The sequence below is a fragment of the Parashewanella sp. 2304DJ23-3 genome, assembly GCF_056591695.1.
In genome coordinates this window covers 54,831-80,964 of sequence record NZ_JBWQOH010000006.1, presented here as the reverse complement: position 1 = coordinate 80,964, position 26,134 = coordinate 54,831, and the positions used below count along the sequence as shown (strand labels likewise).

The following is a 26,134-nucleotide window of genomic DNA, read 5'->3' as shown; positions in this document are numbered from 1 at the left end:
TTCTTTTTAAACAAATGGTTAAGATTTGTTTAGATAAGTAGAACAATTCATTTTTTGCTGGCTTAATAAAGATAAATAGTGATTAAAGGTGACTAATTTATTTTATGTCTGAATCGCTGAAGTTATCCCTTTCTGTACATTCAATCAATGAGTTAGTTCATATAGCTAAAGCTAATTCTATTCTGACTGATTACAACCCGACAGTGGAATTAGAAAGATCGGATGGTTCTATTTTTGAGTATACGGTTTCTTTTGTTGGTCGAAAGGTAAAAGAAGTAATTGAATCTGGGTTAGACTTTTTCGTAGAACATAAAACAGTAGACGATGAAAATGAGATTGTCTGTTTAATAAATAATTTACTTGATCAAACACTTTATGAAGAAACTGCTCATACTTTTAAGAGTGACCATGCTAAGGAACACGTTTTTGCGTTTAAAGAATGTGCTGAGGTCAGCACTAAAAATATAGGTTTTAAACAATTTGTGACTCATGGAAATTTCGAAAAGTTTTCAGAGCCTGTATTAACGCATCACTTTGAGAGTAAACGCCCAGCAGGATACAAAAGAAGCGTTAGCGAAGGGGAGCAACAGAAAAATGGCTACCCTGAACCTGCAGACTTTAAAGGTTGGATTAATCAGGCGAGCAAACGAGCAGATGAAGTTGGTTACCAGTTAAAACTGCACTTGGATGTAAAAGACATTTTATTCTCACTGAACCAAAATGAAGTGAGTTTTCCCGAAGAGCTTCCTGTTACTCGCAAAGAGTAAATGATTTATTTTAACTTTAAAATGATGACTAGTATCAAGCAGTTTGTCACTTTGGGACACAAAATTATCTTCATGGGAGTAAAAAAAGAATGGGAAGGAGTTTTGTATCGTCTGTTATTGAGAGCCAAGTTAGACTACTCAGAGAAAGTATTAAAAGAAGATCAAGATATTGAAAAGTATGCAAAGTATGGGTTCATGTTTTCAAAAAGAGATCTATTAGTTACTAAAGCCGAAGTGGGGGCTGAAGTTAGTGATATTATTTGTGTTGCTAATGAATTTCCATTTACAGAAAATTCGTTAGTGTCGGAGGTTAAATCCACCGCTTCAAATCATTCAGTTTCAGTTGTTGATGAAGAGGTGACAAAACTGAGTAATTTGAGCGGCAATCTGAAAGCTGAATCGTTCGAATTGAGTGAAAATATCCTATTTGAATCTGAAGGTTCAGATGACATCGAACCTAAAATTATATTCGAATCCGAAAATGAAGATGATTTACAATTTGGATTCTTTGATTAATTATTTCTTAACTATTTTATTGTTTGTCTTGATATTTTGCTCAGACTCTAACCACTTATCTCTAGAGAGAATTCCAGTATTACTTTCACCTTGAAATTTCTTTTTTCGTTCATCTAATTTGGCTAGAATAATCAGCTTTTGTTCGTCATCTATTTTGCCCCAAGCTACTATTTCATCAATGTGACGATGACAACCCATGCAAAAGTCATCATCATTTAAACCACAGCGGGCAACGCAAGGTGAATTAATCATTTTATTTTTTTAGGAGTTATTTTGGTTGATTTTACCAAAGCTTTTTCTGCTGTAAACAATGTGTTGGTAAATACCAAAAGTCTTTGGCAAATTGTGGCTTTTGATCATCTCGATGTTCCTTGGCAATGTGAGTACCCTAATTTATATCAGTTTGTCTCTCAGCTATCTAATGAAGACATTGACAATATAGATGCAAATCATCAACAACTCATAGAACTCCTGCTTCCTAAGCTGAATCAAGACCTCGGCAATAATACATTTGATAAAACACTTTTCGATGCTCGACCCGACTTTGTATCACGATTTGAAGGGAAACAAATTGCAATTGATATAGGGCGTGTTGCATCTGGTATAAAAGGTCGAAAATGGGAACAAATAACTCAATTCTCTAGCGCTGTTTTAGTCGAGGATGAAGCACCAAATTCATATTTAGAATGGTGTGCTGGAAAAGGGCATCTAGGGCGGCTCATAGGAAAGCTTTCTAAATCCAAAGTGGTGAGCTTAGAGTGGCAGCAGGAACTGTGCGAGCTCGGTGAAATTCAAGCAAAAAAGCATGATATAAACCAGATGTTTGTTCATGGTGATGCTTTTGAATGTGACTCAAGGTTATTTAAACCACAACAACATGCGCTGGCACTGCATGCTTGTGGTGATCTTCATGTTGAGTTGCTTAAGCAAGGCACTAAAGCTGATACGCAAAAGCTTACTATTTCACCATGTTGTTATCATTTAATTCGAGATGAGCTCTACCAACCTTTATCACAACCAGCTAAAGCAAGTGAGTTAACATTCAGTAAATTTGATCTAAGGTTACCATTGCAGCACAGTTTAATTGCTAACGATAAACACAACAAATTACGAAACAAAGAAGTACATTGGCGGCTGAGCTTTGATGCACTGCAAAGAGAAGTGCTGGATTCTCAACAATATCTACCTCTACCCACAGTCAAACAAAGCCAGCTAAACGGCACATTTGAACATTTTTGTTACTGGGCCTTTAATGTTAAAAATATCATTTATGTTGAAAGTATCGAGTTTGAAAAGTATTTAGCTGTTGGGGCACAAAGGCATCGTATTGCGAAACAAATTGACTTAGTCAGACACGTTTTCCGATATGTGCTCGAAATGTGGCTTGCTTATGACCGAGCTCTTTTCCTTGAAGAACATGGTTACAAAGTAAACATCAATACATTTTGTGATATGTCAGTGACACCAAGAAACTTAATTATTGATGCAAAAAAGTGCAGGTGAGTAAGATTTTGTAAAATTTAGGTTAAAACAGACTAAGTTAATATAAAGTCATTGTTTATAAAGGTTATTTGTTTTATTTTTGCCATAAAAACTTATTGATGACAGCTAATAAAGTACAGTTAAAATGACGGTTTTTATTGAATATCCGTCAAATTCTTGCTCAAATGTCGCATTAATTTGAATTAGTCTAATTTTTTACATGAAATATTCTCGGGTTTTCATAAATAGCCTGTCTTATGAACTCGCTCCAGAAGTGGTATCGAGTAATGATTTAGAGTCTCGTTTAGCGCCTATCTATCAAAAGTTTCGTATTCCTGTAGGGCAACTTGCTGCTCTAACTGGTATAACAGAACGTCGTTGGTGGCCCAAAGGACATCGTTTATCAGATGGAGCAATCACTGCTGCAAAAAAAGCCATTGATGAAACTCAAATCGATGTAAATGAATTAGGTGCTGTTGTATATACCGGTGTTTGCCGTGATCAGCATGAGCCCGCAACAGCATGTCGCATCGCCTCTGAAATAGGTGTTTCTAAACACACGGCTGTTTATGATATCAGTAACGCTTGTTTAGGCGTATTGTCTGGTATTTTAGATATTGCAAACCGTATCGAGTTAGGGCAGATCAAGGCAGGGATGGTTGTTTCGGCTGAATCTGCTAGAGACATTGTTGATAGTACGATCGAAGATATGCTTGCAGAGCCAACCATGCAAAAGTTCGCTTTGTCTTTAGCTACTTTGACAGGCAGTTCAGGCGCAGTAGCTGTAATTTTAACTGACGGCAGTTTCGATCTTAAAAACCAGCGTCAGCATCAGTTGCTTGGAGCATCCCATCTTTCAGCACCAGAGCATCATGAGTTATGTCAGTGGGGGCTTCAAGAAACAGGGCAGCACTTGTATCGTGAGTTTATGAAAACCGATGCAGTTGCTCTATTAAAAGAAGGCGTAGAACTCGCTAAACATACTTGGGAACATTTCTTACAACAACGCAATTGGTTAGTTGAACAAGTTGATAAAGTGATTTGTCACCAAGTCGGTGCTTCAAATCGAAAACAAGTGCTTACTGCGTTAAATATTCCGTCTGAAAAAGAGTTTCCCACCTACCAGAAGCTTGGCAATATGGGGACCGTATCTTTACCTGTAACGGCTGCTATTGCGCATGATCAAGGCTTCTTAAAAAAGGGCGATCAAGTCAGTTTCTTGGGTATTGGTAGTGGCTTGAATTGCATGATGTTGGGGTTGAAATGGTAGATGTAGATAAACTGTCGGCATTACTGCCATGTAAGGGACATTTTTTTGAGCGCAATGGCTTAAAACAGCACTATTTAAATCAAGGAAGTGGTGAACCTGTAGTTATGGTTCATGGAAACCCAAGTTGGAGTTACTATTATCGCAACTTAGTTGAGCAACTTCAGCAAAGTTATCAGTGTATCGTTCCTGATCATATTGGTTGTGGTTTGTCAGATAAGCCGGATGACAATGCATACGATTACACCTTAAAAAGCCGTATTGACGATCTGGAAGCATTATTGGAGCATCTGGACGTTAAAGAAAATATCACTCTGGTCGTTCATGATTGGGGGGGAATGATCGGTATGGGTTATGCCGCTCGCCATCCCGATCGTATCAAACGATTGGTTGTTCTTAACACTGGAGCCTTTCATCTGCCTCAGTCAAAGCCATTGCCCGTTGCTCTGTGGATTTGTCGTAATACTTTGCTTGGTAGCATATTGGTTCGTGGCTTTAATGCATTTTCTTCAGCAGCCTCTTATGTCGGGGTTAAACGTGAGCCGATGCCAAAAGCTGTCCGTGAAGCATATGTCGCACCATTTAATTCTTGGAAAAACCGAATTTCTACGTTGAGATTCGTTCAAGATATTCCAATGACACCCCGAGATAGAAACTATCAATTGGTTTCAGACATTGCTGATGGTCTCGATGCCTTTAAAGATACGCCAATGCTTATATGTTGGGGTTTAAAAGACTTTGTATTTGATAAGCATTTCTTGGCAGAATGGAAAACACGATTTCCAAATGCTGAAGTTCATGAGTTTGATGATTGCGGCCATTACATCCTTGAAGATGCAAGAGATGAAGTATTGAGCGCTGTATCGAATTTTATGGCTCAGTACGATTAAGCTGAATGAATGCAAAATCTACAATCAGAAAATAAAAGTTGCAACCTCTGTCGCCACCTTGTGGCGGCAGGGAAGAATAATCCAAATGATCTCGCCGTTTCCATTCAAAAGTTCTCTCGTGGGCAATACCAATATCAAGAGCTGAATTTTCAGCAACTCGACTTGCAAAGTAATCGGGTTGCAACTGGATTGCTTGGACACGGACTCAAGCCAGGTATGAAAGCAGTTTTGATGGTTACGCCTAGCATTGAGTTTTTTCAGCTTACATTCGCATTATTTAAAGCTGGAATTATACCTGTTATTGTCGATCCTGGAATGGGCGTTAGAAATCTCAAACAGTGTTTTATTGAGTCTGAGCCAGACGCTTTTATTGGTATTCCCAAAGCACACATTGCTCGCAGGTTACTGGGATGGGGGAAAAATAGCGTTGGTATTAACATTAATGTTGATAATTCAAATTTATCCAGCTTGCAGAGTATCATTACCGGTGCAACAAACTTATCTACGATACTCAAAACACAACACTCTACAGAGTTTGATTTAGAGCGTTTTGAAGCCGACGATATGTGCGCTATTTTGTTTACCAGTGGCAGTACGGGAACGCCTAAAGGTGTGGTTTATAGTCACCGTATGTTTGAAGCACAAATTACAGCATTAAGAAAAGACTATGGTATACAGCATGGAGAGCGGGATTTAGCAACTTTTCCATTATTTTCTCTATTTGGCCCAGCGCTTGGTATGGCGTCGATTGTACCAGATATGGATGCCAGTAAACCAATCACAGCAAACCCGAAGCACATCTTTGCAGCGATTGAGAAGTATCAATGCAGCAATATATTTGTCAATCCAGCTTTGCTTGATGTTGTAGGTAAAGCGGGAAGTCAGTCAAATCATAAATTACCCTCTATAAGACGAGTTATTTCAGCTGGTGCACCGGTAACTATTGAAGCGATAGAACGTTTTTCAACAATGCTCAATGATAGCGTTGAGGTATTGAATTCATACGGTGCAACGGAATCACTGCCGGTTTCGAAGTTTTCAAGCCATGAATTGATCGATACTGCAGAAGATACAAATTCAGGGGCAGGAATATGCGTTGGCTATCCAATTGAGGCTGTTAGCGTTGCTATCATTGGAATTTGTGAGAATGAAATCTTAGAGTGGGATGATGCCTTAACGCTGCCGAGCCATCAAATTGGTGAAATTGTGGTGTCTGGTGATATGGTTAATCAACTCTATTACCAACGAGATACTGCAACCCAAAAAGCTAAAATTTTTGATAAAGCTTTAGGTCGAATGCGTCATAGAATGGGCGATCTTGGATATCTTGATGAGCATGGGCGTTTGTGGATGTGCGGCCGTAAAGCGCATCGAGTCGAAACCAAGTTGAAACCCTATTATTCTATTCCTTGTGAGCGGATTATCAACACTCACCCTCAAGTAAAACGCTCAGCACTAGTGGGTGTTCAAATAGAAGGGAATACTGAGCCTCTAATATGTTTAGAGTTAAGCCAGGGTGTGGTGTGCAGCAAATCGAAAGATCTATATGCAGATTTAATTGAACTTGCTGAACAACATCAGCAATCGTCTGGGATTTGTCACTTCTTAATCCACGACAGTTTTCCAATGGATGTTCGGCATAACGCCAAAATATTCCGGGAAAAGCTTGCCATTTGGGCGCAGAAGAGAGTTTGAATTTAGGTTTTAAAACTATGGAATTACATCATCTAGAACAACAAGCACTTGAAAAATTGGCTTTAAATGTACGTCATGTATTTGTCACTGGAGCAGGTGGATTTCTAGGTCGAGCGATTACCTTAAGATTAATTGCAGCTGGTATTAAGGTTACTGGCTTTGCTCGTGGTAATTACCCTGAATTAGAAAAGCTGGGTGTTACGATGGTTCAAGGTGACTTAGCTAATGAGCAAACCGTTATTGATGCCATGCTAGGTTGTGATTTAGTCTTTCATGTGGCTTCAAAGGCTGGAGTTTGGGGAGATAGAGACAGTTACTTCAAACCTAATGTTGATGGTGCATCGAATATTGTAAAAGGTTGCAAGGTACACAATATTCCATACTTGATATACACCAGTACACCGAGTGTTACTTTCAAAGGTGAAGATGAAGATGGTATTGATGAAAGCGCTCCTCATGCGACTCATTTTTTAAATTATTATGCCCATTCGAAATCTCTGGCTGAGCGCCTTATTTTAGACTCGAACAATACGACTTTAAAAACAGTTGCATTAAGACCACACCTAATTTGGGGCCCTGAAGATCCGCATTTAGTACCAAGAGTATTAGAAAGAGGGAAAGCAGGGCGATTAAAGCTAGTCGGAAAGAAAGATAAATTAGTTGATACGATCTTTATCGATAATGCGGCTTATGCACACATCCAGGCAGCGAATGGGCTCATGTCCGAGAATTCGAAGTGTGCGGGGCATGCTTATTTTTTAAGTAATGACGAACCTATAAAAATGGCAGAAATGCTCAATTTAATTTTGGCCTGCGATGGTTTGCCACCAATCACGAAAAGGGTATCCGTGGGTTTAGCTTTTGCTGTAGGCGCTTTGTTGGAAGTAATATATAAGGTGCTCAATAAACAAGACGAACCAATGATGACTCGTTTTGTAGCCAAACAGTTATCCTGTAGCCATTATTTTGATATTTCCAAAGCTAAAAGCGACTTTGGTTATCAGCCTCTGGTTACAATTAAAGAGGGTATGGAGCGACTGTCTAAGTCGCTCAAATAATTAATCCGAAAGATAGTAGGTCACTGTTGAAACAACTCTTACCTTTTTAATTTGAGGGTTGTTTTTGTCTCTTTCAGAAATACTAAATTGACCTTGTGAAGCAGTCTTTATTTTACCTAGACGACTCTTTGAATCGGAAGCAAACTTTTCAGCAACTACTCGTGCATTTTTTGTTGCTTCTTCAATCATCTTAGGTTTAATTTCATTCAGTCGTGTAAATAGATATTCAGTTCGCGCATTATAATCATTGCCATTAAATACAATCCCCTGTTTACCTAGATCTGACAGCGCACCCATAACGTTTCTAACCTTGTCGACTTGCTTAGAGTAAACGGTCACGGTTTGTTGGGCCGTATAGCGGAATTCGGCTTTTGAATCACTGCTGTATCGTTGTGCTGATTTATCAGTAATCTCAGGAGAGGAGACTGAAACCTCAGAAGCTTTAATCCCATTTTTCATAAGAAAATCTTTTATTTTTTTTGTATTTGTTTCAATTGAATCATAAATCCCACTGATTTTGTTGTCAGCTACTGTGTATTGAATCGGCCAAATAACGACGTCAGCAGGGTAGTCTCTTTCAGAAAGACCTTTTACATTTACTGTGCGCTCAAATTGGCGGTATTCTATAGCGGAGTTTCCGAGTGTATAACCTAATATTGATAAGCCGAGTGCTATCAATATCCCCAATATGAGGGCGCTTTGATAGTTACTATTCTTCATTTTGCTCTCCGGTCATTCAGTATCAATGAGAATATAGAAAAAAAAATTGATGTAAAGTAGAACAAAAAATAGAGCAGTAGCACTAAAAATATACTGTTAAAATAACATTTATCACTTATTGTCATTTTTTTAATGTGCTCTAAAACTATGGCTTTGATTAGCTTCGATGTTGTCGCTAATAACAAAGTTTGATCAGTGTCAATAAAACACGTTTAGGAGACAAAGTTTGAGCAATTTATGTTCTGAGAGTATTTACTTATGACTGCTTAAAATTTAACTTACTCCCCATAAAAATAGTGTCGCCTTATGGCACTGAATGCTTAAATATGGGGTTGAAATATGCGTTGGCAATGGATTTTAAATCTGGGTATTACTCAGAAATTAGCGCTATTAATTTGCCCTCCAATTATTGGTGCTTTGATTGGGGGAAGTTTGTTGATAAAGGGGGAATGGGAGTCTTACCAAAATTTACATTCTTTGGTGCAGTTGACTGAATTAGCTGAAACGAACAGTAACTTAGTGCACCAACTTCAAAAAGAACGTGGAATGAGTGCAGGATATATAGGTTCAGGGGGCGTTTCATTTAAATTGAAACTTGTTTCTCAGCGGCAACTCGTCAATAAAGAAATTCAAAAACTCAAACAAAAAATAATAAATACCCATTATTCTTCAAGTATCGAATTCGGGTTAGAGCAACTCGAAAGAGAGCTATCAGAATTAAACTCGATTAGACAAAGTGTCGATGCCCTTAATATTTCACTTAAAGATCAAGTTGCTTATTATACGAACATCAATAAACAACTGCTTTCAGTGGTTGATGTTATTGCTAAGCAAGCTCAAGATCACACTATTTCAATAGAGGTAGCAGCCTTTGGTGCTTATCTTCAGATGAAGGAGAGAGCAGGGCTTGAGCGAGCAGTATTAAGTGCTACTTTCGGCAAAAACGATGTTCCAAGTAATAAATTTGCTAAGTTCATTAATTTGGTTGCTGAACAACAAAGTTTCGAAAATCGATTTTTTGCGCTTTCTACAGAAAAAAACATCAAGAAATACCAAAATCAAGTGCTCAGTTCACAAGCTGTTTCTACAGTCGGGCATTTGAGAAATATTGTGCGTGATATGGACACTAAACAAGTTGAGACCACAACTCCAGAATCTTGGTTTAAGGTTGCAACAAGCAGAATTGAGTTACTAAGAAAGTTCGAGTTACATCTCTCTTCTCAAATCATAAGCCTGACAAAAGAAAAGCTGAAGTCAGCTGAAATGTTTTTGATCTTTGGTTCATTGGCATTATCAATACTTACCTTAATTATACTGGTGTTAACAGTTTCGATTGCAGGGTATCTACGTTCAAACATTAAATTATTAAGTAAAAACATTGCTAGAGCAGGTAATGAATTAGATTTGTCTATTCGAATAGACAATTCTGCTAAAGATGAGTTGGGTGAATTGTCTAAAGCCTTTAATTGTATGATGACGGAATTTGAAAAAGTTATCCTCAACACAAAAGAAAGTTCGGTATTAATTGCGAGTACTGTTGAGCACATTAATCTCGCAAGTGAAGAGATGAAAAGTGATGTTTTAAAAGGTCAGAGTCAGGCAGAGCAAGTTGCAGCTGCAATGACAGAACTCAGTGCCACTGTTAGCCAAATAGCTTCTAATGCTGCGGATGCTGCTCATGCGTCTTCCGAAGCTGCTCAAGAGGCTAAAGAGGGTAATACCGAAGTCGAAAAGACAGATAAATCAATTCACGATCTTTCTGAAGAGATGAATGCAGCCTCAAGTGCAATCAATAACTTAGATAAAGAAATTCATGGCATTGTAGGGGTGCTAGATGTTATTTCGGGTATTGCTGAACAAACCAATCTACTTGCTTTGAATGCAGCTATTGAAGCAGCTAGAGCAGGTGAAACTGGTCGAGGGTTTGCTGTAGTGGCAGATGAAGTACGAAGTCTTGCTCAGCGAGCTAAAGCATCGACTGCTGATATCAAAATTATGACTGATCGTCTTCAGTCTGGTGCTGAAGAAGCAGTTCAAGCAATGTCCCGTGGGCTAGAAAAAGCACATGAAAGCGTATCTGAAGTGCAAACAGCAGGAGAAGATTTAAGTCGCATTGTGCAGTTTGTCAGTACCATTGACGACATGAATGTGCAGATAGCAACAGCAACCGACCAACAAAGTGCAGTTACTGAAGAAGTTAGCAATAATGCTACTGAGATAAATGAGCTATATTCTAATTCAAGCAGTATTGCTGGAAAGATCAGTCAATTAAACGGCGAATTAGCAGAGGCTTCTGAACAGTTAGATAAACAAGTCAAGCAGTTTAACCTTTCGATTTAAAATTTCTGAAGCCTAAATAATCTTAGGCTTTTATTTCACTCCTCCAGCGATAATAAAATCATTAACGAAATTTAACGAATTCTGTTCTGAAATTATTTGATAATGTTTATTATTTGAACATTAAACGGAATAGTATGTCAGTCGAAGGTGCAAATGCAGTTGATATAGTTCCTTATACTCAGCTAAAAAGAAGAGTCATAGATCCTAATTCAGGTGAAAAGCGTGATGCAGTTGAAATAACACATGACTGGAAGGTTTGTGAAAGACATTGTGATCAGTTTCTGGGTACAAAAATGACATCATCCAGCTGGTTTCGCCAACAGAACGATTTTTTGGCTGCAGTGGGAGCGCCCATTCTATACTGCACTGATGTTGAAGATCATTTATTTAAACTGGTTGATCCATCTGAAGTTTCTACTTCAAAGCCTTCTAATAGTGATGATGTTATAACTCTAGCTCCTCCAGGAGAAAAGAAACATGTAAAGTTTTCTGCTAAAGCTACGCCTTTATGTAATGATATTCTGCAGTCATTTATAACAGAGCAAAAGCAAGTTTCGATAACTGAAAGGGCACCATACAAAAGAAAGTCTCCATTTGAATCCGTAAAAGCGATAAAGAGAAGTAAATCTGAAAGTAATCCAACTGATGAGTCGTCAATATCTCCTTTAGGTTCAGTACCCAAATTGCGGATTATAATGGAAAAATCAGGAAGGGCTGAAGAAAGATATTCTGTTAGTACTGTAGAGCTGGGTGATAGTTCTAAGTTATCAACTGAAAGAGAATTTTTTAAGAGTTTATCTGAGAAAGTTATGCATATTGTTAATTTAGATTACGACGATTTCAAAACTTATTTAGATGGTCTTTCTCTCGAACCTCAGCTTGAATCAAATCGGGAAAAAGAAAGTCTATCAGCATTGGAAGCCGTTATAGATAAAATGGAAAAAGAGCAGTGCTATTCATTAAACTCTACCGATTTCAAAGAGCATTGGAAAGTGTGGCTTTGCTCTCTATATAATAGAGGAGTAATCACTCAAACTGATGAGTGTAACCAAATAAGTCTTAATTGCTGTAACTTATATACTGCTAAGAAACGGTTAGGCGCACAAATTAAAAAGCTGCAAAAAACAAGCTGTAATCATGAACCATTTCGCTTTGATAAAGTAAACTCTTTAGAGGTGTTGAAAAGAGTAGGAGTGATAATTATGGCTAAAGTAAGACTTAAGACAGCAAGTGAGTATAGCAAACAGAACGATGAACAAATCTCCAAGTTGAGCGATTATTAATTGGAGAGGGACGTAAGAAGTATTATAAGGAGAGATTTAAATTAGATAATTAGTATGATATGAAAATTCATAAATCGAAATTGTCCAAAGTCAATTTCTTTATATTTCATAATTGCTAAGATTTGTGCAAATGACAATTTTGGATCGTATCTATGTACACTGTCGCTTTGACACTTCACTTGCTGGCTGCAACCGTATGGACTGGAGGGCATATCGTGCTCGCCACCACTATTTTACCTTATGCAATTAAACATAAAGATTTAGCGTTCATTAAGCTATTCGAAAATTGCTACGAAAAAATTGGTATTCCTGCTCTTATTATTCAGATTTCAACAGGCCTTTACTTGATGAAATTCATGATGCCTGATGGCGTGACATTATTTGACTTCTCAAACCCGATATCTAAGTTAATCAGTTACAAATTAATATTACTTCTATTAACTGCAATTTTTGCGATTGATGCACGCTTGAGGGTGATACCAAAATTATCTGAAAAAACATTGTGGTCTTTGGCTTGGCATATTATTCCTGTGACCATTATCAGTATATTGTTTGCTTTAGTGGGTTTGTCTTTTAGGACAGGTTTATTACATTAAATGAAGACTAAAGGGAATCAATCTCTATTTCTGTTAGCTCTATGTCAAACTAACGCAGACGGAACTCTTGATACAAAAACGCCTTTTCAAGTGAAAAGGCGTTTTCTTTTTCTCAACTTAATACGTTGAATTAAATCTGAGGACTCGCCATTTCAGATTGTGCACGGTTTACTGCACGATCTTTTGGTGCGGCCTCAACTTCAGAACGTTCGTAAACACGTCCTTTTGGTGTTTCAATGTCTCGCTTAGGCATTACTTCAGGTTTTTTCGTATCTGAGCTTGTCATTGTCTCAAAACGACTTGAAGCCTTAGCAACAACTTTCTTTTTAGCTCTTGGCTTTCTAGCTGGCTTTTCAGCTTTAGCTTCAGTTGTTTTTACAGGCTCAACAATAATAATGTCTTCTTGCAGTGCCTCTTCGTGTTTCTCAACAGGTTGAACATCGTCAGCAGTTGCTTCTGCTACTGTTGAGTCACCTTCGTCGTGAACAGCAACGACAGGTTGAGTTTCCGTTGCAACAACGTCTTGAGTCACTTCAGTTTCTGGAGCATTGTCTTCTGTTGGTGCTTCAACCGCTTTAGGCTCTTCCTGTTTGTCAGCTTTTTTAGCTCTTGGCTTTCTTGCAGGTTTTTTAGGCTTTTCAGCAGTTTTAGATTCAACTTCGGTTACCGTATCTTCTGTGGCTTTCGCTTCAGTTTCTACAAATAATTCTGCTTGAGCTGGCTGTTCAGTAGTTTCTGCTGCTTCTGAACTATTTAATTGTTCGAAATCGAAGGTGATTGGCATCTCTTCGTGAGCTTCAAATACTGGCGCATCTTCTGACTGAGCTGGTTTTTCATCTCTACGACGTTTTTGACCTGCCGCTCTTAAATGACGAGGGCTACGACGACTACGGCGAGTAGGCTCTTTATCTTCTGATTCGTCAACTTGATTGTCTGTAACAACGTCCTGAGTGCCAACTTCATCTACTTTCGTTTCAGTATTAGTAGGCTGAACTTCTTGCTCGACAATAGCTTGTTCTTTATCAGCAACTGCAACTTTTGATTCATCAGCTGTAGCTTCAGCTTCAACCTTTTGCTCTGCAGCAATTTCTTTTGCTTCAGTTTTTGCTTTTGGCTTGCGACGAGTTTGACGAGGCTTAGTTTCTTTCGCTTCTTTCTTCGCCGGTTTTTCTTTCACCTCTGCTTTTGATGGCTCAGTTGCCTGAACTTCAGTTTCAGCATTTGCTAACAATGCTTCTTCTTGCTGCTCGTTGTTAACACGTACTTTTTTCTGCATCTTTCTGCGTTGACGACGTTCGCGTACAGCTTCTTCCTTAGGCTCTTGTGCTTGCTTTTTCGGTTGGCGAGCTTTAGCTTCAGATTTGGCGTTACGTTGCGTGCGTTCTTTACGCTCTTGATTTTCAGAAGACTCGTTGTCTCTCGCCTCATTATTGCGAGGACGACGTTTGTCATTGCGACGGTTGTTGCGGCGCTGGTTTCTGTCCTGTGGTTTACGACCAGATTTTGATTTATTTTCTGGCTGTTTTTCTTCACTGCTGAATAAGCTAGTGATGGCAGAAACAAGAGAGGCAAATAGACCTTTGCTTTCAGAATCTTTTTTCTTAGCAGGTTTTGCTTTTGCTGGTTTTATTGTTTGAGGCGCTTGCTTCGGTGCACTGAAACCTTTAAGTGCTGGTTGAGCAGCTGTTTCGCGCTCTAATTTACGAGGTTCGTAAAGTTTTGACTCAGGTTTTTCTGTACGGTTGAAGCTTGATTCAATAACTTCTTCATCTTTACGAAGACGAACTACTTTGTAGTCCGGAGTAGTCATATGTGAATCTGGGATTACATAAACATCAACACCATGGCGTTCTTCAGTGATACGAATCGCTTTACGCTTTTCGTTCAACAGGAAGGCTGCTACGTCAACTGGGACGATAGCTTCAATTTGTTTGGTGTTTTCTTTAATCGCTTCTTCTTCCATTAAACGTAAGATAGAAAGCGCTAAAGATTCAGTACCACGGATAGTACCTTGACCATGACAGCGTGGGCACAAGTTAGCAGCAGATTCTTCAAGAGAAGGGCGTAAACGCTGACGTGACATTTCCATCAAACCAAAGCGTGAGATACGGCCTAATTGAACACGCGCTCTGTCATGCTGAACGGCATCACGTAGACGGTTTTCAACTTCGCGTTGGTGCTTCGCTGGTGTCATATCAATAAAGTCGATAACAACTAGGCCACCTAAATCACGAAGACGTAATTGACGAGCAATTTCATCGGCTGCTTCAAGGTTTGTATTTAATGCGGTTTCTTCAATATCACCGCCTTTCGTTGCACGAGAGGAGTTGATATCAATAGAAGTCAATGCTTCGGTTGGATCGATTACTATTGAACCACCAGAAGGTAAACGAACTTCACGTTGGAACGCTGATTCAATTTGAGATTCAATTTGATAATGCGTAAATAGAGGCACTTCAGATTTATACGGTTTAACACGCTCTACAAAGTCAGGGCGAACTAAACCAATATGTTGTTTTGCTTCTTCATAGATACGAGCATGATCAATCAAAATCTCGCCAACATCACGTCGTAAGTAATCACGGATTGCACGAGCAATAACGTTACTTTCTTGGTGAATTAAAAATGGTGCAGGTTTTGAATCTGCCGCTTCTTTAATGGCATTCCAGTGGTGCTGGAGAACATTTAAATCCCACTTTAGCTCTTCAGCGTCTTTGCCAACACCAGCAGTACGTACAATTAAGCCCATACCGTGTGGTATGTCTAATTGTGATAGTGCAGCTTTAAGCTCTGTACGCTCATCACCTTCGATACGGCGTGAAATGCCGCCCGCACGAGGGTTATTTGGCATTAATACTAAATAAGAACCAGCCAAACTGATAAAGGTAGTAAGTGCAGCGCCTTTGTTTCCACGCTCTTCTTTATCAATTTGTACGATAACTTCTTGACCTTCTGACACCACTTCTTTGATGTTTGGACGGCCTTGGAAAGTATATCCTTTTGGAAAGTAATCTTTAGCAATTTCTTTTAAAGGAAGGAAACCATGGCGTTCAGCGCCATAATCAACAAATGCAGCTTCTAGAGAAGGTTCTACGCGGGTGATTTTGCCTTTGTAAATATTCGCTTTTTTCTGCTCATGACCAGGACTTTCAATGTCTAGGTCATACAGCTGTTGCCCATCAACTAGGGCAACGCGCAACTCTTCCGATTGAGTTGCATTAATTAACATACGTTTCATGATGACGTCATTCTTCTATTTAATGGGTCATCAAACACTGCGTTAGATCGCATTATGGGCCTGGTGTAAAAATATAAACCTCACGGCTTGGTCAACAGGCTAGTAATAGGTGCGCAAGATGTCTGTAAGACGCAATCGCTGCGTGTCGCTACCTTAAGTTACTCATTTATGTTGTCATTTCTGTAGACCGACGAGTTTCTTTGTTTGTCGATCGTTGTCATAAATTCTGGGTAATATTCCAATAATGCCGAATCGAACACAACTGTTTGATAACCAGTTAAAATATTGTTCAAATTCTTGTGGGTCTTACAGATAAACCATGATTTTATGGTTTCAGTCTCAGGTTTGGCTTTTAATCAATGTATTTTAAAGTTTGATCACTATAAAGCTTGCAACTCAATCAGTTGCCACCTTGTTGAATGAATTTTTATCTAAGAACCACGCGCGGCTCAGCAGTTAAAATAGTCTATTTTCATTTATTACTGCTTTCCAATAGTGAAATATAGCAATAATTGAAAAATTCAGCAATCAAAAGCAGAAAATCTTGTACAATATCGGCATTAGATACAGATGAATTTCCAATGACAACACAAGAATTAGCCGTAAAAGTCCATTTTGTCACGATTGATGAAGATAACGAAGGGCAGAGAATAGATAACTTTTTGGTCACTAAACTTAAAGGTGTACCGAAAAGTATGATTTATCGCATTATCCGCAAGGGTGAAGTGCGAGTTAATAAAAAACGCATTAAGCCTGAATATAAATTGCAAATAGGCGACATAGTTCGAGTTCCGCCTGTGCGAGTATCGCAATCGAACCAAGATAATGCACCATCGCCGAAGTTAGCGAAAGTAACTCAGTTAGAAGACCGTATTGTATACGAAGATAAGCACCTTATTGCGCTGAATAAACCGTCAGGTATTGCTGTTCATGGCGGTAGTGGGATTAATTATGGTGTTATTGAAGCATTACGTAGTTTACGACCTCAACAAAAGTTCCTTGAGCTCGTCCATCGCCTTGATAAGGAAACGTCTGGCATTTTATTGATTGCCAAAAAGCGAAGTGCACTTAAACATCTGCAAGACCAACTGCGTAAAAAATTAATGCAGAAAGATTATCTTGCACTTGTAAGAGGCGAATGGCAAAAGAGCGATAAGTTGATTAATGCGCCGCTGTTAAAAATAACGCTAAAATCAGGTGAACGTATAGTGCGCGTAAATGCTGAAGGAAAGCAATCGCAAACTCGTTTTAAAATTGTACAAAAGTATCAAGGTGCGACTTTAGTTAAAGCTAGCCCTTTGACTGGACGCACACATCAAATTCGTGTTCATTGTCAGTATACAGGTCACCCAATTGCTTGCGATGAAAAGTACAGTGAAGCTAAGTTTGATGACTCGATGAGAGAGCAGGGCTTACGCCGTTTATTCTTGCATGCTGCCCAATTGGAATTTACTCATCCAGACACTGAAGAACGAAAGATCGTTCAAGCAAAAATAGATGATGATTTAGATGCAGTTTTATCTAAATTGAAAAGAGCTTGATGTTGGTACCGTCGTCAGACGGAGGAAAGGTGATGGCCTGAAATTTTCAGGCCAGTTTATCGACGCTATAAAACGTGAAAATTAAACGCTTTCAATAACTCAATTAGCTTAATCAAAGGTAATCCAACTAATGAATTTGGATCATCACCTTCAAGCTTTTCAAATAACGCAATTCCTAAACCTTCGCTTTTAAAACTCCCTGCACACCAAAGTGGTTGCTCTTTATCAACATAATTAATGATTTGATCTTCGGACAATTTTTTAAAATGAACGGTAAAAGGTTCTACTAGTGATTTGTGATCAAGAGTCTGCTTATCAAACACACAAAGTCCGGTATAAAAAGTGATGCTTTTGCCTGACGCAGCTTTGAGCTGTTCAATGGCTTTCTCAACCGTTAATGGTTTACCAATAATCTTCCCATCAATCACTGCTACTTGATCTGAACCGATAACTAGAGCGCTCGCAGGATCAACCATCATTGCACCGGCTTTAGCTTTTTGGATTGCAAGCCTTTCTACGAGTTGAATAGATGTTTCGTCAGGTTGAGGTGCTTCATCAATATCTGGTGAAACAGAAGTAAAAGGAAGCTGTAACTTATTTAACAGCTCTTGGCGGTATTCAGAGCTCGAAGCGAGGATAAGTTGTTTCATCATTTTTTATATAACTTTAAACGTGCCTCATTGTGTTTTCAGTGATTCTTATAAGCAAGTGAATTCTCGATTTTTACGCCTAATTATGGACCGAAGTTCACTTTATGCATTCGGATTTAAATAATCTGATGTAAATATAATCTGACAAAAAAAACACCAAAAACGGCTGATTAGACCAATTAGTACTTGCTTTACGTTAGCGTAAACGTCACATTATGCTCATTAGAATAAAAATTCATGTGCAAAGTTTGTTCATGAAGCATAACTTATTTAAGCAGAATGCTGAGTTAAAGGTACTGGAGTAGATAATGAGTTCGGAAAAACTTGACCAAGATATCGTGATTGTTTCAGCTAAACGAACCCCAATGGGTGGTTTTCAAGGTTCGCTTTCAAGTGTGCCATCTCCTAAGTTGGGTGCTGTAGCAATTAAAGCACTGGTCGACGAGACAGGTATTGCTGGTGACAAGGTCGATGAAGTATTAATGGGCTGTGTTTTACCTGCGGGGCTTGGGCAAGCTCCTGCTCGTCAAGCAACATTAGGTGCAGAACTACCATTATCTGTTGGCGCTACAACGCTTAATAAAGTGTGTGGCTCAGGAATGAAAACGGTCATGTTGGCCCACGATCTTGTGAAAGCAGGCAGTGCGAATATCGTTATTGCTGGCGGAATGGAAAGCATGAGTGCTGCGCCATATCTGCTAGACAAAGCTCGTGGCGGCATGCGTATGGGGCACGGCAAAGTTATGGACCATATGTTCCTTGACGGTCTTGAGGATGCTTATACTGGCGGAGCAATGGGAACGTTTGCACAAAAAACTGCCGATGAGTTTGGGATCACTCGTGAAAAAATGGATGAATTTGCATTAAGTTCACTTGAGAAGGCTAACGCAGCTATCAACTCTGGTGCATTTAAAAACGAAGTTACGCCAGTAACAGTGACATCTCGTCGTGGTGACACCGTTGTTGATACTGATGAGCAACCAGGTAATGCTCGCCCTGATAAAATTCCTGCATTGCGTCCAGCATTTGCGAAAGATGGCACTATCACTGCAGCAAACTCAAGTTCTATTTCTGACGGTGCCGCCGCAGTGATGGTTATGACTCGTGCTCAAGCGAAAGAAATGAATTTAGATGTTTTAGCTTCTATTAAAGCGCATACAACACACTCTCAAGAACCAGCTAAATTCACAACGGCTCCTGTTGGTGCAATGATGGATTTAATGAACAAAGTAGGTTGGTGTAAAGATTCTGTTGATTTATACGAAATCAATGAAGCGTTTGCAATGGTAACGATGTTGGCAATTTCTGAACTTGGTTTAGATTCAGCAAAAGTGAACGTTAATGGTGGAGCTTGTGCTTTAGGTCACCCAATTGGATGTTCTGGTACTCGAATTCTTGTGACTTTGATTCATTCACTTAAAAACCGTGGCTTAACCCGTGGTGTTGCATCATTGTGCATCGGTGGCGGTGAAGCTACAGCAATGGCAATTGAAGTCGAGTAAGTACCTGACGATAAAATCTTAAGAAATTTATGGTCAGGTACTTAAATAAATCCCGAGCGAAAATAATAATAAAAGCTCAATGTAGCTAACCTCTCGTTAGCTACTGTATTTCAACAAATAGGAATGTGAGATGGTAACTCAAGTTAAGCACTATATTGATGGTGAATTTACTCTAGGTGAAGGCAGCAAGGAAATTGCAATCACTAACCCTGCAAATAATGAAACGATTGCTGTGGTAAATGCAGCAACTGAGACTGAAGTCTTAACCGCAATTGAAAGTGCAAAAGCAGCATTTGTTACATGGAAAGAAGTTCCTGTATCTGAGCGTGCTCGTGTCATGCTTCGTTATCAACACCTATTAAAAGAGCATCACGACGAAATTGCTGAAATCTTAGCGCAAGAAACGGGTAAAACCTTTGATGATGCAAAAGGTGATGTTTGGCGCGGTATTGAAGTCGCTGAACACGCTTGTAATGTTGCATCTTTATTGATGGGCGAAACAGTTGAGAACGTTGCACGTTCGATTGATACCTACAGCTACACTCAGCCTTTAGGCGTTTGTGCGGGTATTACACCATTTAACTTCCCTGCGATGATCCCACTTTGGATGTTCCCGCTTGCTATTGCTTGTGGTAACACTTTTATTTTGAAACCTTCTGAGCAAGATCCAATGACACCACAGCGTCTTGTTGAACTGTTCGAAGAAGCAGGTGCGCCAAAAGGCGTATTGCAAATGGTTCATGGCGATAAAACGGCGGTTGATGTACTGCTTGAACATAAAGACGTTAAAGCAATCTCATTTGTCGGCTCTGTAGGTGTAGGTCAATACATCTATAAGACGGGTACAGATAACCTAAAACGGGTTCAAGCGTTTGCTGGTGCAAAAAACCATTGCGTAATTATGCCTGACGCCAATAAACAGCAAGTTATTAATAACCTTGTAGGTGCTTCTGTAGGCGCAGCTGGTCAGCGTTGTATGGCGATTTCAGTCGCTATTTTTGTTGGTGAAGCGGCAGAATGGATCCCTGAAGTTAATGCAGCAATTGCTAAAGTTAAGCCTGGATTATGGAATGATAAAGATGCCGCTTATGGCCCTGTTATTAGCCCTGCAGCTAAAGAGCGCGTGTTAACGCTGATTGAGCAAGGTAAAGCTGAAGGTGCAACTTGTTTAACTGATGGCAGTAATTTTACTGTTGAAGGTTATGAGTCAGGTAACTGGGTTGGTCCAACTGTATTTTCTGATGTTACTACTGACATGAGTATCTACAAAGAAGAAATCTTTGGGCCTGTGCTTTGTTGTATGACGGCCGGCTCATTAGATGAGGCAATTGAAGTGGTTAATGCAAGCCCATATGGCAATGGTACTTCAATCTTTACTGCTAGCGGTGCAGCTGCTCGTAAATATCAGCATTTCGTAGAAGTAGGACAAGTTGGTATTAACGTGCCTATTCCAGTGCCACTACCATTCTTCTCATTTACTGGTTGGAAAGGCAGTTTCTATGGCGACCAACATGCTTACGGTAAGCAAGCGGTTCGTTTTTATACTGAAACTAAGACCATTACTTCTCGTTGGTATGAATCAGATATTGCAACTGGTCCGAATATGACGATTGAGTTGAAGTAGAAGTAAAAACTATATTTGGGGCAGAGCATTCTGCCCTTTGCCGTTTTAGAAGTCTCTCCGAGACGAGGAGAGTAGACGACACGACACAGGAGTTGTCACATGGATTTCAATTTAAATGAAGATCAACGCCAGTTTGCTGATCTTGCCCGCCAATTCTCACAAGAACAATTAGCTCCATTTGCTGGAGAGTGGGATGAGAAGCACCATTTTCCTAAAGACGTAATTCAACAAGCTGGTGAGCTTGGTTTTTGTTCACTTTATTCACCAGAGTCAGAAGGTGGAATGGGCTTATCTCGTCTAGATTCATCAATCATTTTCGAAGAACTTGCCCAAGGTTGCACTGCAACTACGGCCATGTTGACCATTCATAACATGGCGACTTGGATGGTAACTACATGGGGCAGCGAATCTTTTCGTGCTGAGTGGTCTGAGTCTCTTACTACAGGTCAAAAGCTAGCTTCATATTGTTTAACTGAACCAGGTTCAGGATCTGACGCTGCATCACTACAAACCAAAGCAGTTCGCGATGGTGATGAGTACGTCATCTCAGGTTCAAAAATGTTCATTTCTGGCGCTGGTGAAACTGAGTTGTTGGTCGTAATGTGCCGAACGGGTGAAGCAGGACCAAAAGGGATTTCAGCAATCGCAATCCCAGCTGATGCAGATGGTGTTATCTACGGCAAAGCCGAAGATAAAATGGGTTGGAATGCTCAACCTACACGTTTAATCACATTCGAAGAAGTGCGTGTGCCTGTTGCCAACCTTTTAGGCGAAGAAGGCCAAGGCTTTACTTTTGCGATGAAAGGCTTAGATGGCGGACGTATTAATATTGCGACCTGTTCAGTGGGTACAGCCCAAGCTGCACTTGAGCGTGCAACTGAATATATGAACGAACGCAAACAGTTTGGAAAGCCTTTAGCTGCATTCCAAGCATTACAATTTAAGTTAGCGGACATGGCAACAGAATTAGTTGCAGCTCGTCAGATGGTTCGCTTAGCTGCGTTTAAATTAGACTCAGGCGACCCTGAGGCTACCGCTTACTGTGCAATGGCAAAACGTTTTGCAACCGACATTGGCTTCCAAGTGTGCGATGCTGCGCTGCAAATCCATGGAGGATATGGGTATATTCGTGAATACCCGCTCGAACGTCACGTTCGTGATGTACGTGTTCATCAAATCCTTGAGGGCACCAATGAAATCATGCGTTTAATCATTAGTCGCCGCTTACTAGACGAAGCTGCTGCAGAAATAAAATAAGGAATTTCGCCATGGGCAATATCAAACAACGTATTGAAGGTAACACCGCAGTTTTAACCATGAATAACCCGCCTGCGAATACATGGACAGCGGAAAGTCTTCAAGAACTTAAAAGTATCGTACTTGAATTAAACAATAATCGTGACGTTTACGCATTGGTTATTACGGGTGAGGGCGAGAAGTTTTTCTCTGCTGGTGCAGATCTGAAATTGTTTGCTGACGGTGACAAAGGTAACGCAGCATCAATGGCTAAACATTTTGGCGAAGCATTTGAAACTTTAAGCGCATTCCGTGGTGTATCGATTGCCGCAATTAATGGCTACTCAATGGGTGGTGGTTTAGAAGTTGCACTTGCTTGTGATATTCGAATTGCAGAAGAACAAGCGGTAATGGCACTTCCCGAGGCGACGGTTGGTTTATTGCCTTGTGCTGGTGGTACACAAAATCTGACCGCTTTAGTCGGTGAAGGTTGGACTAAGCGCATGATTCTGTGCGGAGAGCGTGTTGATTCCGCCAAAGCTGAGAAAATAGGCTTAGTTGAAGAGGTTGTTGAGCAAGGACAATCGTTAGAGGCAGCTATTGCACTGGCCAAACGTGTTGCTAAACAATCACCAAGTTCAGTTGCTGTGTGTAAAGAGCTGATTCAAGCGGGTCGCACAATGCCACGCACTCAAGCGTTACCACTAGAGCGAGAGTTATTTGTCGGGCTTTTTGATACCGAAGATCAAAAAGAAGGCGTAACTGCGTTTTTAGAGAAACGTAAAGCCGAATGGAGAAACTGCTAATGACATGCCAACAATCAGTTTGTTTTCAAACGCTAGCAACAGCGTCAGGAAAGCTTATTGGTGTGGCGACGCTGAATGCAGAGAAAGCGCTAAATGCGCTCTCTCTGGACATGGTGCGTTTGCTGACCGAACAGTTAACAAAATGGAAAAGCGATACTCATATCGCTTTTGTTGTTTTAGATGGTTGTGGAGAAAAAGCATTTTGTGCCGGCGGTGATGTTCGTGCTCTTTATGACGCATCAATTGCCAACAAAGGTCAAGTTGCTGAAGCTGCTAAGACGTTTTTTACTGAAGAGTATCAACTGGATCATTTAATTCACACCTTTGATAAACCTGTTATGGTTTGGGGTAATGGATTTGTAATGGGCGGTGGTGTTGGTCTCATGGCGGGAGCGAGTCATCGAGTGGTTACTGAGACTTCTCGAATTGCCATGCCTGAAGTGACAATTGGTTTATTCCCAGATGTGGGTGGCAGTTATTTCTTGAACCGAACACCGGGTAAGTCTGGTTTGTTTTTAGGTTTTACCGCCTATCAAATGAACGCTGCAGATGCTTGTTATGTTGGCATGGCGAATCATTACCTTAATAATGATGATAAAGAGCCTATGTTTGATGTCTTAGCCACAGTTGACTGGGGCGATGATATTGGAATGAATCATCAATACCTTGATGAGGCATTACATGAAGTTGCATTAAAAAGTGCTCTCCCGAAAGGTGAAAGTGTTATTGCTAATAATCAAGGCTTAATCGACACCCTGATGAGCGGCAGCTTAAACGACATTGTTACACGCATGACCGATCTTGAAACGGATGAAAAATGGCTAAGTCGTGCAAAAGCGGCAATGCTCTCTGGTAGCCCAATCAGTTGTCAGCTGATTTTTGAACAAGCTCAATTAGGCACAGATTTATCGCTTGCAGATGTTTTCCGTTGGGAGTTAGCGGTGAGTGTGAATTGTTTGGCTATTGGCGATTTCAATGAAGGCGTTCGTGCATTATTAATTGATAAAGATCGTAACCCGAAATGGCATCAAAATTCTGTCTCTGAAGTACCAAGTGACTTAATTCAAAAGATCATAACGTCACCTTGGAAAGAGCACCCTTTAGCTGCGCTTTAAAGTAAGGATAACAAACAAAATGAAAAAAATTGCATTTATTGGTTTAGGTAATATGGGCGGCCCAATGGCGGCCAACTTATTGAAAGCTGGGTTTGATGTTAACGTTTTTGATCTTGTTCCAGCAGCCATTGATTCGCTTGTTTCTCAAGGTGCCGTCGCTGCTGCGACAGCATTAGACGCTGCAACAGATGTTGATGCCGTTGTTACTATGTTACCTGCGGGCAAGCATGTGAAGAGCTTGTACATTGGCAGTGCTGGTCAACAAGGTTTACTGGACGTTATTGGCAGAGATACTCTATTGATAGACAGTTCAACGATTGATGCTGAAAGTGCAAAATTTGTTGCAGAAGCGGCAGCGATTAAAGGCGTTGAATTCATGGATGCACCAGTGTCTGGTGGTACAGCAGGCGCAGCGGCAGGAACACTCACCTTTATTTGTGGTGGTTCTGATCACGCCTTTGATAAATCTCAAGCTGTTTTAAATGCAATGGGAGCTAATATTTTCCATGCGGGTTCTGCTGGTGCAGGTCAAGTCGCTAAAATTTGTAATAACATGCTACTAGCAGTGTTAATGGTTGGGACTTCAGAAGCATTACAACTGGGTCGTGACCATGGCTTAGACGCAAAAGTGCTGTCTGACATCATGAAAGTAAGCAGCGGCGGCAACTGGACACTTGAAAAGTACAATCCTTGTCCAAACGTAATGGAATCAGTACCTTCATCTAACGACTACCAAGGTGGTTTTATGGTAGATTTGATGGTTAAAGATTTAGGTTTATCACAAGAAGCGGCACTGTTGACTAATTCAAGTACTCCGCTAGGCGCATTAGCAAGAAGCATGTATGTTAATCATGCTCGTAAAGGTAATGGCCGTCGTGACTTCTCAAGTATTTTTGACGCTTTTGCTAAAGCAAATAACGAATAAGGAACAACCAATGGATTTAAAAGATAAGGTCGTAGTCATTACTGGCGGTGCAGGTGGTTTAGGTTTTGCAATGGCGCAGAACTTTGCTGTACTGGGCGCTAAATTGGCACTTATCGATGTTGACCAAGATAAGCTTGAAAAAGCTTGTGCAGACCTTGGTACTGCAACAGTTCAAGGTTACGCTTTAGACATTACAGATGAAGAAGATGTTGTTGCGGGTTTCCAATATATTCTTGAAGATCTAGGCCAAGTTAATGTGCTGGTGAACTGCGCTGGTATTCTACGTGATGGCATGCTTTTAAAAGCGAAAGAAGGCAAAGTAACCGACAGAATGTCTTTGGCTCAATTCCAATCAGTGATTAACGTTAACCTTACTGGCTCATTCCTTTGTGGCCGTGAAGCTGCAGCAGCAATGATTGAATCACAACAGCAAGGTGTGATCATCAATATTTCAAGTATTGCTAAAGCAGGTAACATTGGTCAAACCAACTACGCTGCTTCAAAAGCTGCTGTTGTTGCAATGAGCACTGGTTGGGCGAAAGAGTTAGCTCGTCATGGTATACGCAGTGCTGCTGTTGCTCCTGGTGTAATTGAAACTGAAATGACTGCAGCAATGAAACCAGAAGCGTTAGAACGTTTAGAGCAAATGGTGCCTGTACGTCGTTTAGGTCAAGCAGATGAGATTTCTTCTACTGTTCAATTTATCATTGAAAATGATTATGTGAATGGTCGTGTGTTTGAGATTGATGGTGGATTGAGATTGTAGTTTTGATGCTGTTGCATCAATTATCTGAAGTTAAACTTCTTCGAAGTTTTTAAAGTCGTGGAGTTGCACTCCACACCGCCAAAAGGGGAAGCCTTCAGCTACTTCCCCTTTTGAGTT

At 40.1% G+C, this 26,134-nt stretch carries 22 protein-coding genes; 18 read left to right on the top strand and 4 right to left on the bottom strand.

Annotated elements, in window-relative coordinates:
• Window positions 1-104 precede the first annotated feature (104 nt).
• Together AC1EU2_RS12635 and AC1EU2_RS12630 are read left to right on the top strand one after the other, a co-directional pair.
• The gene (locus tag AC1EU2_RS12635) at window positions 105-767 is read left to right on the top strand and encodes a hypothetical protein (protein ID WP_480298639.1); all 663 of its coding nucleotides are present in this window, start codon (window positions 105-107) and stop codon (window positions 765-767) included.
• Window positions 768-1,283, top strand: a complete 516-nt coding sequence (locus AC1EU2_RS12630) for a hypothetical protein (RefSeq protein ID WP_480298638.1) — start codon at window positions 768-770, stop codon at window positions 1,281-1,283.
• On the opposite strand, the gene AC1EU2_RS12625 is transcribed toward AC1EU2_RS12630, so the two are convergent.
• The gene (locus AC1EU2_RS12625) at window positions 1,284-1,535 is read right to left on the bottom strand and encodes a DUF1289 domain-containing protein (protein ID WP_480298637.1); all 252 of its coding nucleotides are present in this window, start codon (window positions 1,533-1,535) and stop codon (window positions 1,284-1,286) included.
• A gap of 21 nt (window positions 1,536-1,556) precedes the next feature.
• On the opposite strand from AC1EU2_RS12625, the gene AC1EU2_RS12620 reads away from it, so the two are divergent.
• The 5 genes from AC1EU2_RS12620 to oleD all read left to right on the top strand — a co-directional run bounded on the left by AC1EU2_RS12620 (window position 1,557) and on the right by oleD (window position 7,675).
• Window positions 1,557-2,786, top strand: coding sequence for a methyltransferase (locus AC1EU2_RS12620; protein ID WP_480298636.1), 1,230 nt, complete (start codon window positions 1,557-1,559; stop codon window positions 2,784-2,786).
• Between the two features lie 199 nt (window positions 2,787-2,985).
• Window positions 2,986-4,035, top strand: coding sequence for a 3-oxoacyl-ACP synthase III (locus tag AC1EU2_RS12615; RefSeq protein ID WP_480298635.1), 1,050 nt, complete (start codon window positions 2,986-2,988; stop codon window positions 4,033-4,035).
• On the top strand, window positions 4,029-4,922 hold the full coding sequence (locus AC1EU2_RS12610) for an alpha/beta fold hydrolase (RefSeq protein WP_480298634.1): 894 nt from the start codon (window positions 4,029-4,031) through the stop codon (window positions 4,920-4,922). The genes AC1EU2_RS12615 and AC1EU2_RS12610 overlap by 7 nt, the downstream gene beginning before the upstream one ends.
• 9 nt (window positions 4,923-4,931) lie before the next feature.
• Window positions 4,932-6,617, top strand: coding sequence for an olefin beta-lactone synthetase (gene oleC / locus AC1EU2_RS12605; protein WP_480298633.1), 1,686 nt, complete (start codon window positions 4,932-4,934; stop codon window positions 6,615-6,617).
• Between the two features lie 17 nt (window positions 6,618-6,634).
• Window positions 6,635-7,675 carry a 2-alkyl-3-oxoalkanoate reductase gene (gene oleD, locus AC1EU2_RS12600; protein WP_480298632.1) on the top strand — a complete coding sequence of 347 codons (1,041 nt, stop codon included), beginning with the start codon at window positions 6,635-6,637 and terminating at the stop codon, window positions 7,673-7,675.
• On the opposite strand, the gene AC1EU2_RS12595 is transcribed toward oleD, so the two are convergent.
• Window positions 7,676-8,395: an SIMPL domain-containing protein gene (locus AC1EU2_RS12595; protein WP_480298631.1), complete on the bottom strand. Its 720-nt coding sequence runs from the start codon at window positions 8,393-8,395 to the stop codon at window positions 7,676-7,678.
• A gap of 339 nt (window positions 8,396-8,734) precedes the next feature.
• Between AC1EU2_RS12595 and AC1EU2_RS12590 the strand changes: the two genes are divergently transcribed.
• From AC1EU2_RS12590 to AC1EU2_RS12580, 3 genes are all read left to right on the top strand, one after another.
• Window positions 8,735-10,735, top strand: coding sequence for a methyl-accepting chemotaxis protein (locus tag AC1EU2_RS12590; RefSeq protein WP_480298630.1), 2,001 nt, complete (start codon window positions 8,735-8,737; stop codon window positions 10,733-10,735).
• Window positions 10,736-10,869: 134 nt separating this feature from the next.
• Window positions 10,870-12,018 (top strand): hypothetical protein, encoded by a 1,149-nt coding sequence (locus tag AC1EU2_RS12585; RefSeq protein ID WP_480298629.1) that lies wholly within the window; start codon window positions 10,870-10,872, stop codon window positions 12,016-12,018.
• Between the two features lie 152 nt (window positions 12,019-12,170).
• The gene (locus tag AC1EU2_RS12580) at window positions 12,171-12,614 is read left to right on the top strand and encodes a copper resistance protein CopD (protein WP_480298628.1); all 444 of its coding nucleotides are present in this window, start codon (window positions 12,171-12,173) and stop codon (window positions 12,612-12,614) included.
• A gap of 130 nt (window positions 12,615-12,744) precedes the next feature.
• On the opposite strand, the gene rne is transcribed toward AC1EU2_RS12580, so the two are convergent.
• Window positions 12,745-15,852, bottom strand: coding sequence for a ribonuclease E (gene rne, locus AC1EU2_RS12575; protein ID WP_480298627.1), 3,108 nt, complete (start codon window positions 15,850-15,852; stop codon window positions 12,745-12,747).
• A gap of 581 nt (window positions 15,853-16,433) precedes the next feature.
• On the opposite strand from rne, the gene rluC reads away from it, so the two are divergent.
• Complete coding sequence (gene rluC / locus AC1EU2_RS12570; protein ID WP_480298626.1) at window positions 16,434-17,393, top strand: 23S rRNA pseudouridine(955/2504/2580) synthase RluC; 960 nt, start codon at window positions 16,434-16,436, stop codon at window positions 17,391-17,393.
• 65 nt (window positions 17,394-17,458) lie between these two features.
• Here the strand turns inward: rluC and AC1EU2_RS12565 are convergent, their stop codons facing one another.
• Window positions 17,459-18,046: a Maf family protein gene (locus AC1EU2_RS12565; RefSeq protein WP_480298625.1), complete on the bottom strand. Its 588-nt coding sequence runs from the start codon at window positions 18,044-18,046 to the stop codon at window positions 17,459-17,461.
• A gap of 305 nt (window positions 18,047-18,351) precedes the next feature.
• On the opposite strand from AC1EU2_RS12565, the gene AC1EU2_RS12560 reads away from it, so the two are divergent.
• From AC1EU2_RS12560 to AC1EU2_RS12530, 7 genes are all read left to right on the top strand, one after another.
• Window positions 18,352-19,545, top strand: a complete 1,194-nt coding sequence (locus AC1EU2_RS12560) for an acetyl-CoA C-acyltransferase (RefSeq protein ID WP_480298624.1) — start codon at window positions 18,352-18,354, stop codon at window positions 19,543-19,545.
• 130 nt (window positions 19,546-19,675) lie between these two features.
• Complete coding sequence (locus tag AC1EU2_RS12555; protein WP_480298623.1) at window positions 19,676-21,169, top strand: CoA-acylating methylmalonate-semialdehyde dehydrogenase; 1,494 nt, start codon at window positions 19,676-19,678, stop codon at window positions 21,167-21,169.
• Between the two features lie 99 nt (window positions 21,170-21,268).
• On the top strand, window positions 21,269-22,426 hold the full coding sequence (locus tag AC1EU2_RS12550) for an acyl-CoA dehydrogenase family protein (protein WP_480298622.1): 1,158 nt from the start codon (window positions 21,269-21,271) through the stop codon (window positions 22,424-22,426).
• An 11-nt stretch (window positions 22,427-22,437) separates the two neighbouring features.
• Entirely contained in the window at window positions 22,438-23,211 is a 774-nt protein-coding gene (locus AC1EU2_RS12545) for an enoyl-CoA hydratase (RefSeq protein WP_480298621.1), read from the top strand.
• Window positions 23,211-24,326, top strand: coding sequence for an enoyl-CoA hydratase/isomerase family protein (locus AC1EU2_RS12540; protein ID WP_480298620.1), 1,116 nt, complete (start codon window positions 23,211-23,213; stop codon window positions 24,324-24,326). Before AC1EU2_RS12545 ends, AC1EU2_RS12540 begins: the two co-directional genes overlap by 1 nt.
• Before the next feature lie 19 nt (window positions 24,327-24,345).
• A complete protein-coding gene (gene mmsB, locus AC1EU2_RS12535; RefSeq protein WP_480298619.1) occupies window positions 24,346-25,251 on the top strand; it encodes a 3-hydroxyisobutyrate dehydrogenase in 906 nt (301 codons plus the stop codon).
• A 10-nt stretch (window positions 25,252-25,261) separates the two neighbouring features.
• Entirely contained in the window at window positions 25,262-26,017 is a 756-nt protein-coding gene (locus tag AC1EU2_RS12530; RefSeq protein WP_480298618.1) for an SDR family oxidoreductase, read from the top strand.
• Window positions 26,018-26,134 lie beyond the last annotated feature (117 nt).

What these genes read in the sequence shown, in the direction of transcription:
- rne (WP_480298627.1), bottom strand. Translation starts at nt 15,852, where the DNA reads ATGAAACGTATGTTAATTAATGCAACTCAATCGGAAGAGTTGCGCGTT.
- AC1EU2_RS12580 (WP_480298628.1), top strand. Translation starts at nt 12,171, where the DNA reads ATGTACACTGTCGCTTTGACACTTCACTTGCTGGCTGCAACCGTATGG.
- AC1EU2_RS12565 (WP_480298625.1), bottom strand. Translation starts at nt 18,046, where the DNA reads ATGATGAAACAACTTATCCTCGCTTCGAGCTCTGAATACCGCCAAGAG.
- AC1EU2_RS12595 (WP_480298631.1), bottom strand. Translation starts at nt 8,395, where the DNA reads ATGAAGAATAGTAACTATCAAAGCGCCCTCATATTGGGGATATTGATA.
- AC1EU2_RS12635 (WP_480298639.1), top strand. Translation starts at nt 105, where the DNA reads ATGTCTGAATCGCTGAAGTTATCCCTTTCTGTACATTCAATCAATGAG.
- AC1EU2_RS12550 (WP_480298622.1), top strand. Translation starts at nt 21,269, where the DNA reads ATGGATTTCAATTTAAATGAAGATCAACGCCAGTTTGCTGATCTTGCC.
- rluC (WP_480298626.1), top strand. Translation starts at nt 16,434, where the DNA reads ATGACAACACAAGAATTAGCCGTAAAAGTCCATTTTGTCACGATTGAT.
- AC1EU2_RS12590 (WP_480298630.1), top strand. Translation starts at nt 8,735, where the DNA reads ATGCGTTGGCAATGGATTTTAAATCTGGGTATTACTCAGAAATTAGCG.
- AC1EU2_RS12630 (WP_480298638.1), top strand. Translation starts at nt 768, where the DNA reads ATGATTTATTTTAACTTTAAAATGATGACTAGTATCAAGCAGTTTGTC.
- AC1EU2_RS12560 (WP_480298624.1), top strand. Translation starts at nt 18,352, where the DNA reads ATGAGTTCGGAAAAACTTGACCAAGATATCGTGATTGTTTCAGCTAAA.
- AC1EU2_RS12585 (WP_480298629.1), top strand. Translation starts at nt 10,870, where the DNA reads ATGTCAGTCGAAGGTGCAAATGCAGTTGATATAGTTCCTTATACTCAG.
- AC1EU2_RS12540 (WP_480298620.1), top strand. Translation starts at nt 23,211, where the DNA reads ATGACATGCCAACAATCAGTTTGTTTTCAAACGCTAGCAACAGCGTCA.
- oleD (WP_480298632.1), top strand. Translation starts at nt 6,635, where the DNA reads ATGGAATTACATCATCTAGAACAACAAGCACTTGAAAAATTGGCTTTA.
- AC1EU2_RS12615 (WP_480298635.1), top strand. Translation starts at nt 2,986, where the DNA reads ATGAAATATTCTCGGGTTTTCATAAATAGCCTGTCTTATGAACTCGCT.
- oleC (WP_480298633.1), top strand. Translation starts at nt 4,932, where the DNA reads ATGCAAAATCTACAATCAGAAAATAAAAGTTGCAACCTCTGTCGCCAC.
- AC1EU2_RS12530 (WP_480298618.1), top strand. Translation starts at nt 25,262, where the DNA reads ATGGATTTAAAAGATAAGGTCGTAGTCATTACTGGCGGTGCAGGTGGT.
- AC1EU2_RS12610 (WP_480298634.1), top strand. Translation starts at nt 4,029, where the DNA reads ATGGTAGATGTAGATAAACTGTCGGCATTACTGCCATGTAAGGGACAT.
- AC1EU2_RS12625 (WP_480298637.1), bottom strand. Translation starts at nt 1,535, where the DNA reads ATGATTAATTCACCTTGCGTTGCCCGCTGTGGTTTAAATGATGATGAC.
- AC1EU2_RS12545 (WP_480298621.1), top strand. Translation starts at nt 22,438, where the DNA reads ATGGGCAATATCAAACAACGTATTGAAGGTAACACCGCAGTTTTAACC.
- mmsB (WP_480298619.1), top strand. Translation starts at nt 24,346, where the DNA reads ATGAAAAAAATTGCATTTATTGGTTTAGGTAATATGGGCGGCCCAATG.
- AC1EU2_RS12555 (WP_480298623.1), top strand. Translation starts at nt 19,676, where the DNA reads ATGGTAACTCAAGTTAAGCACTATATTGATGGTGAATTTACTCTAGGT.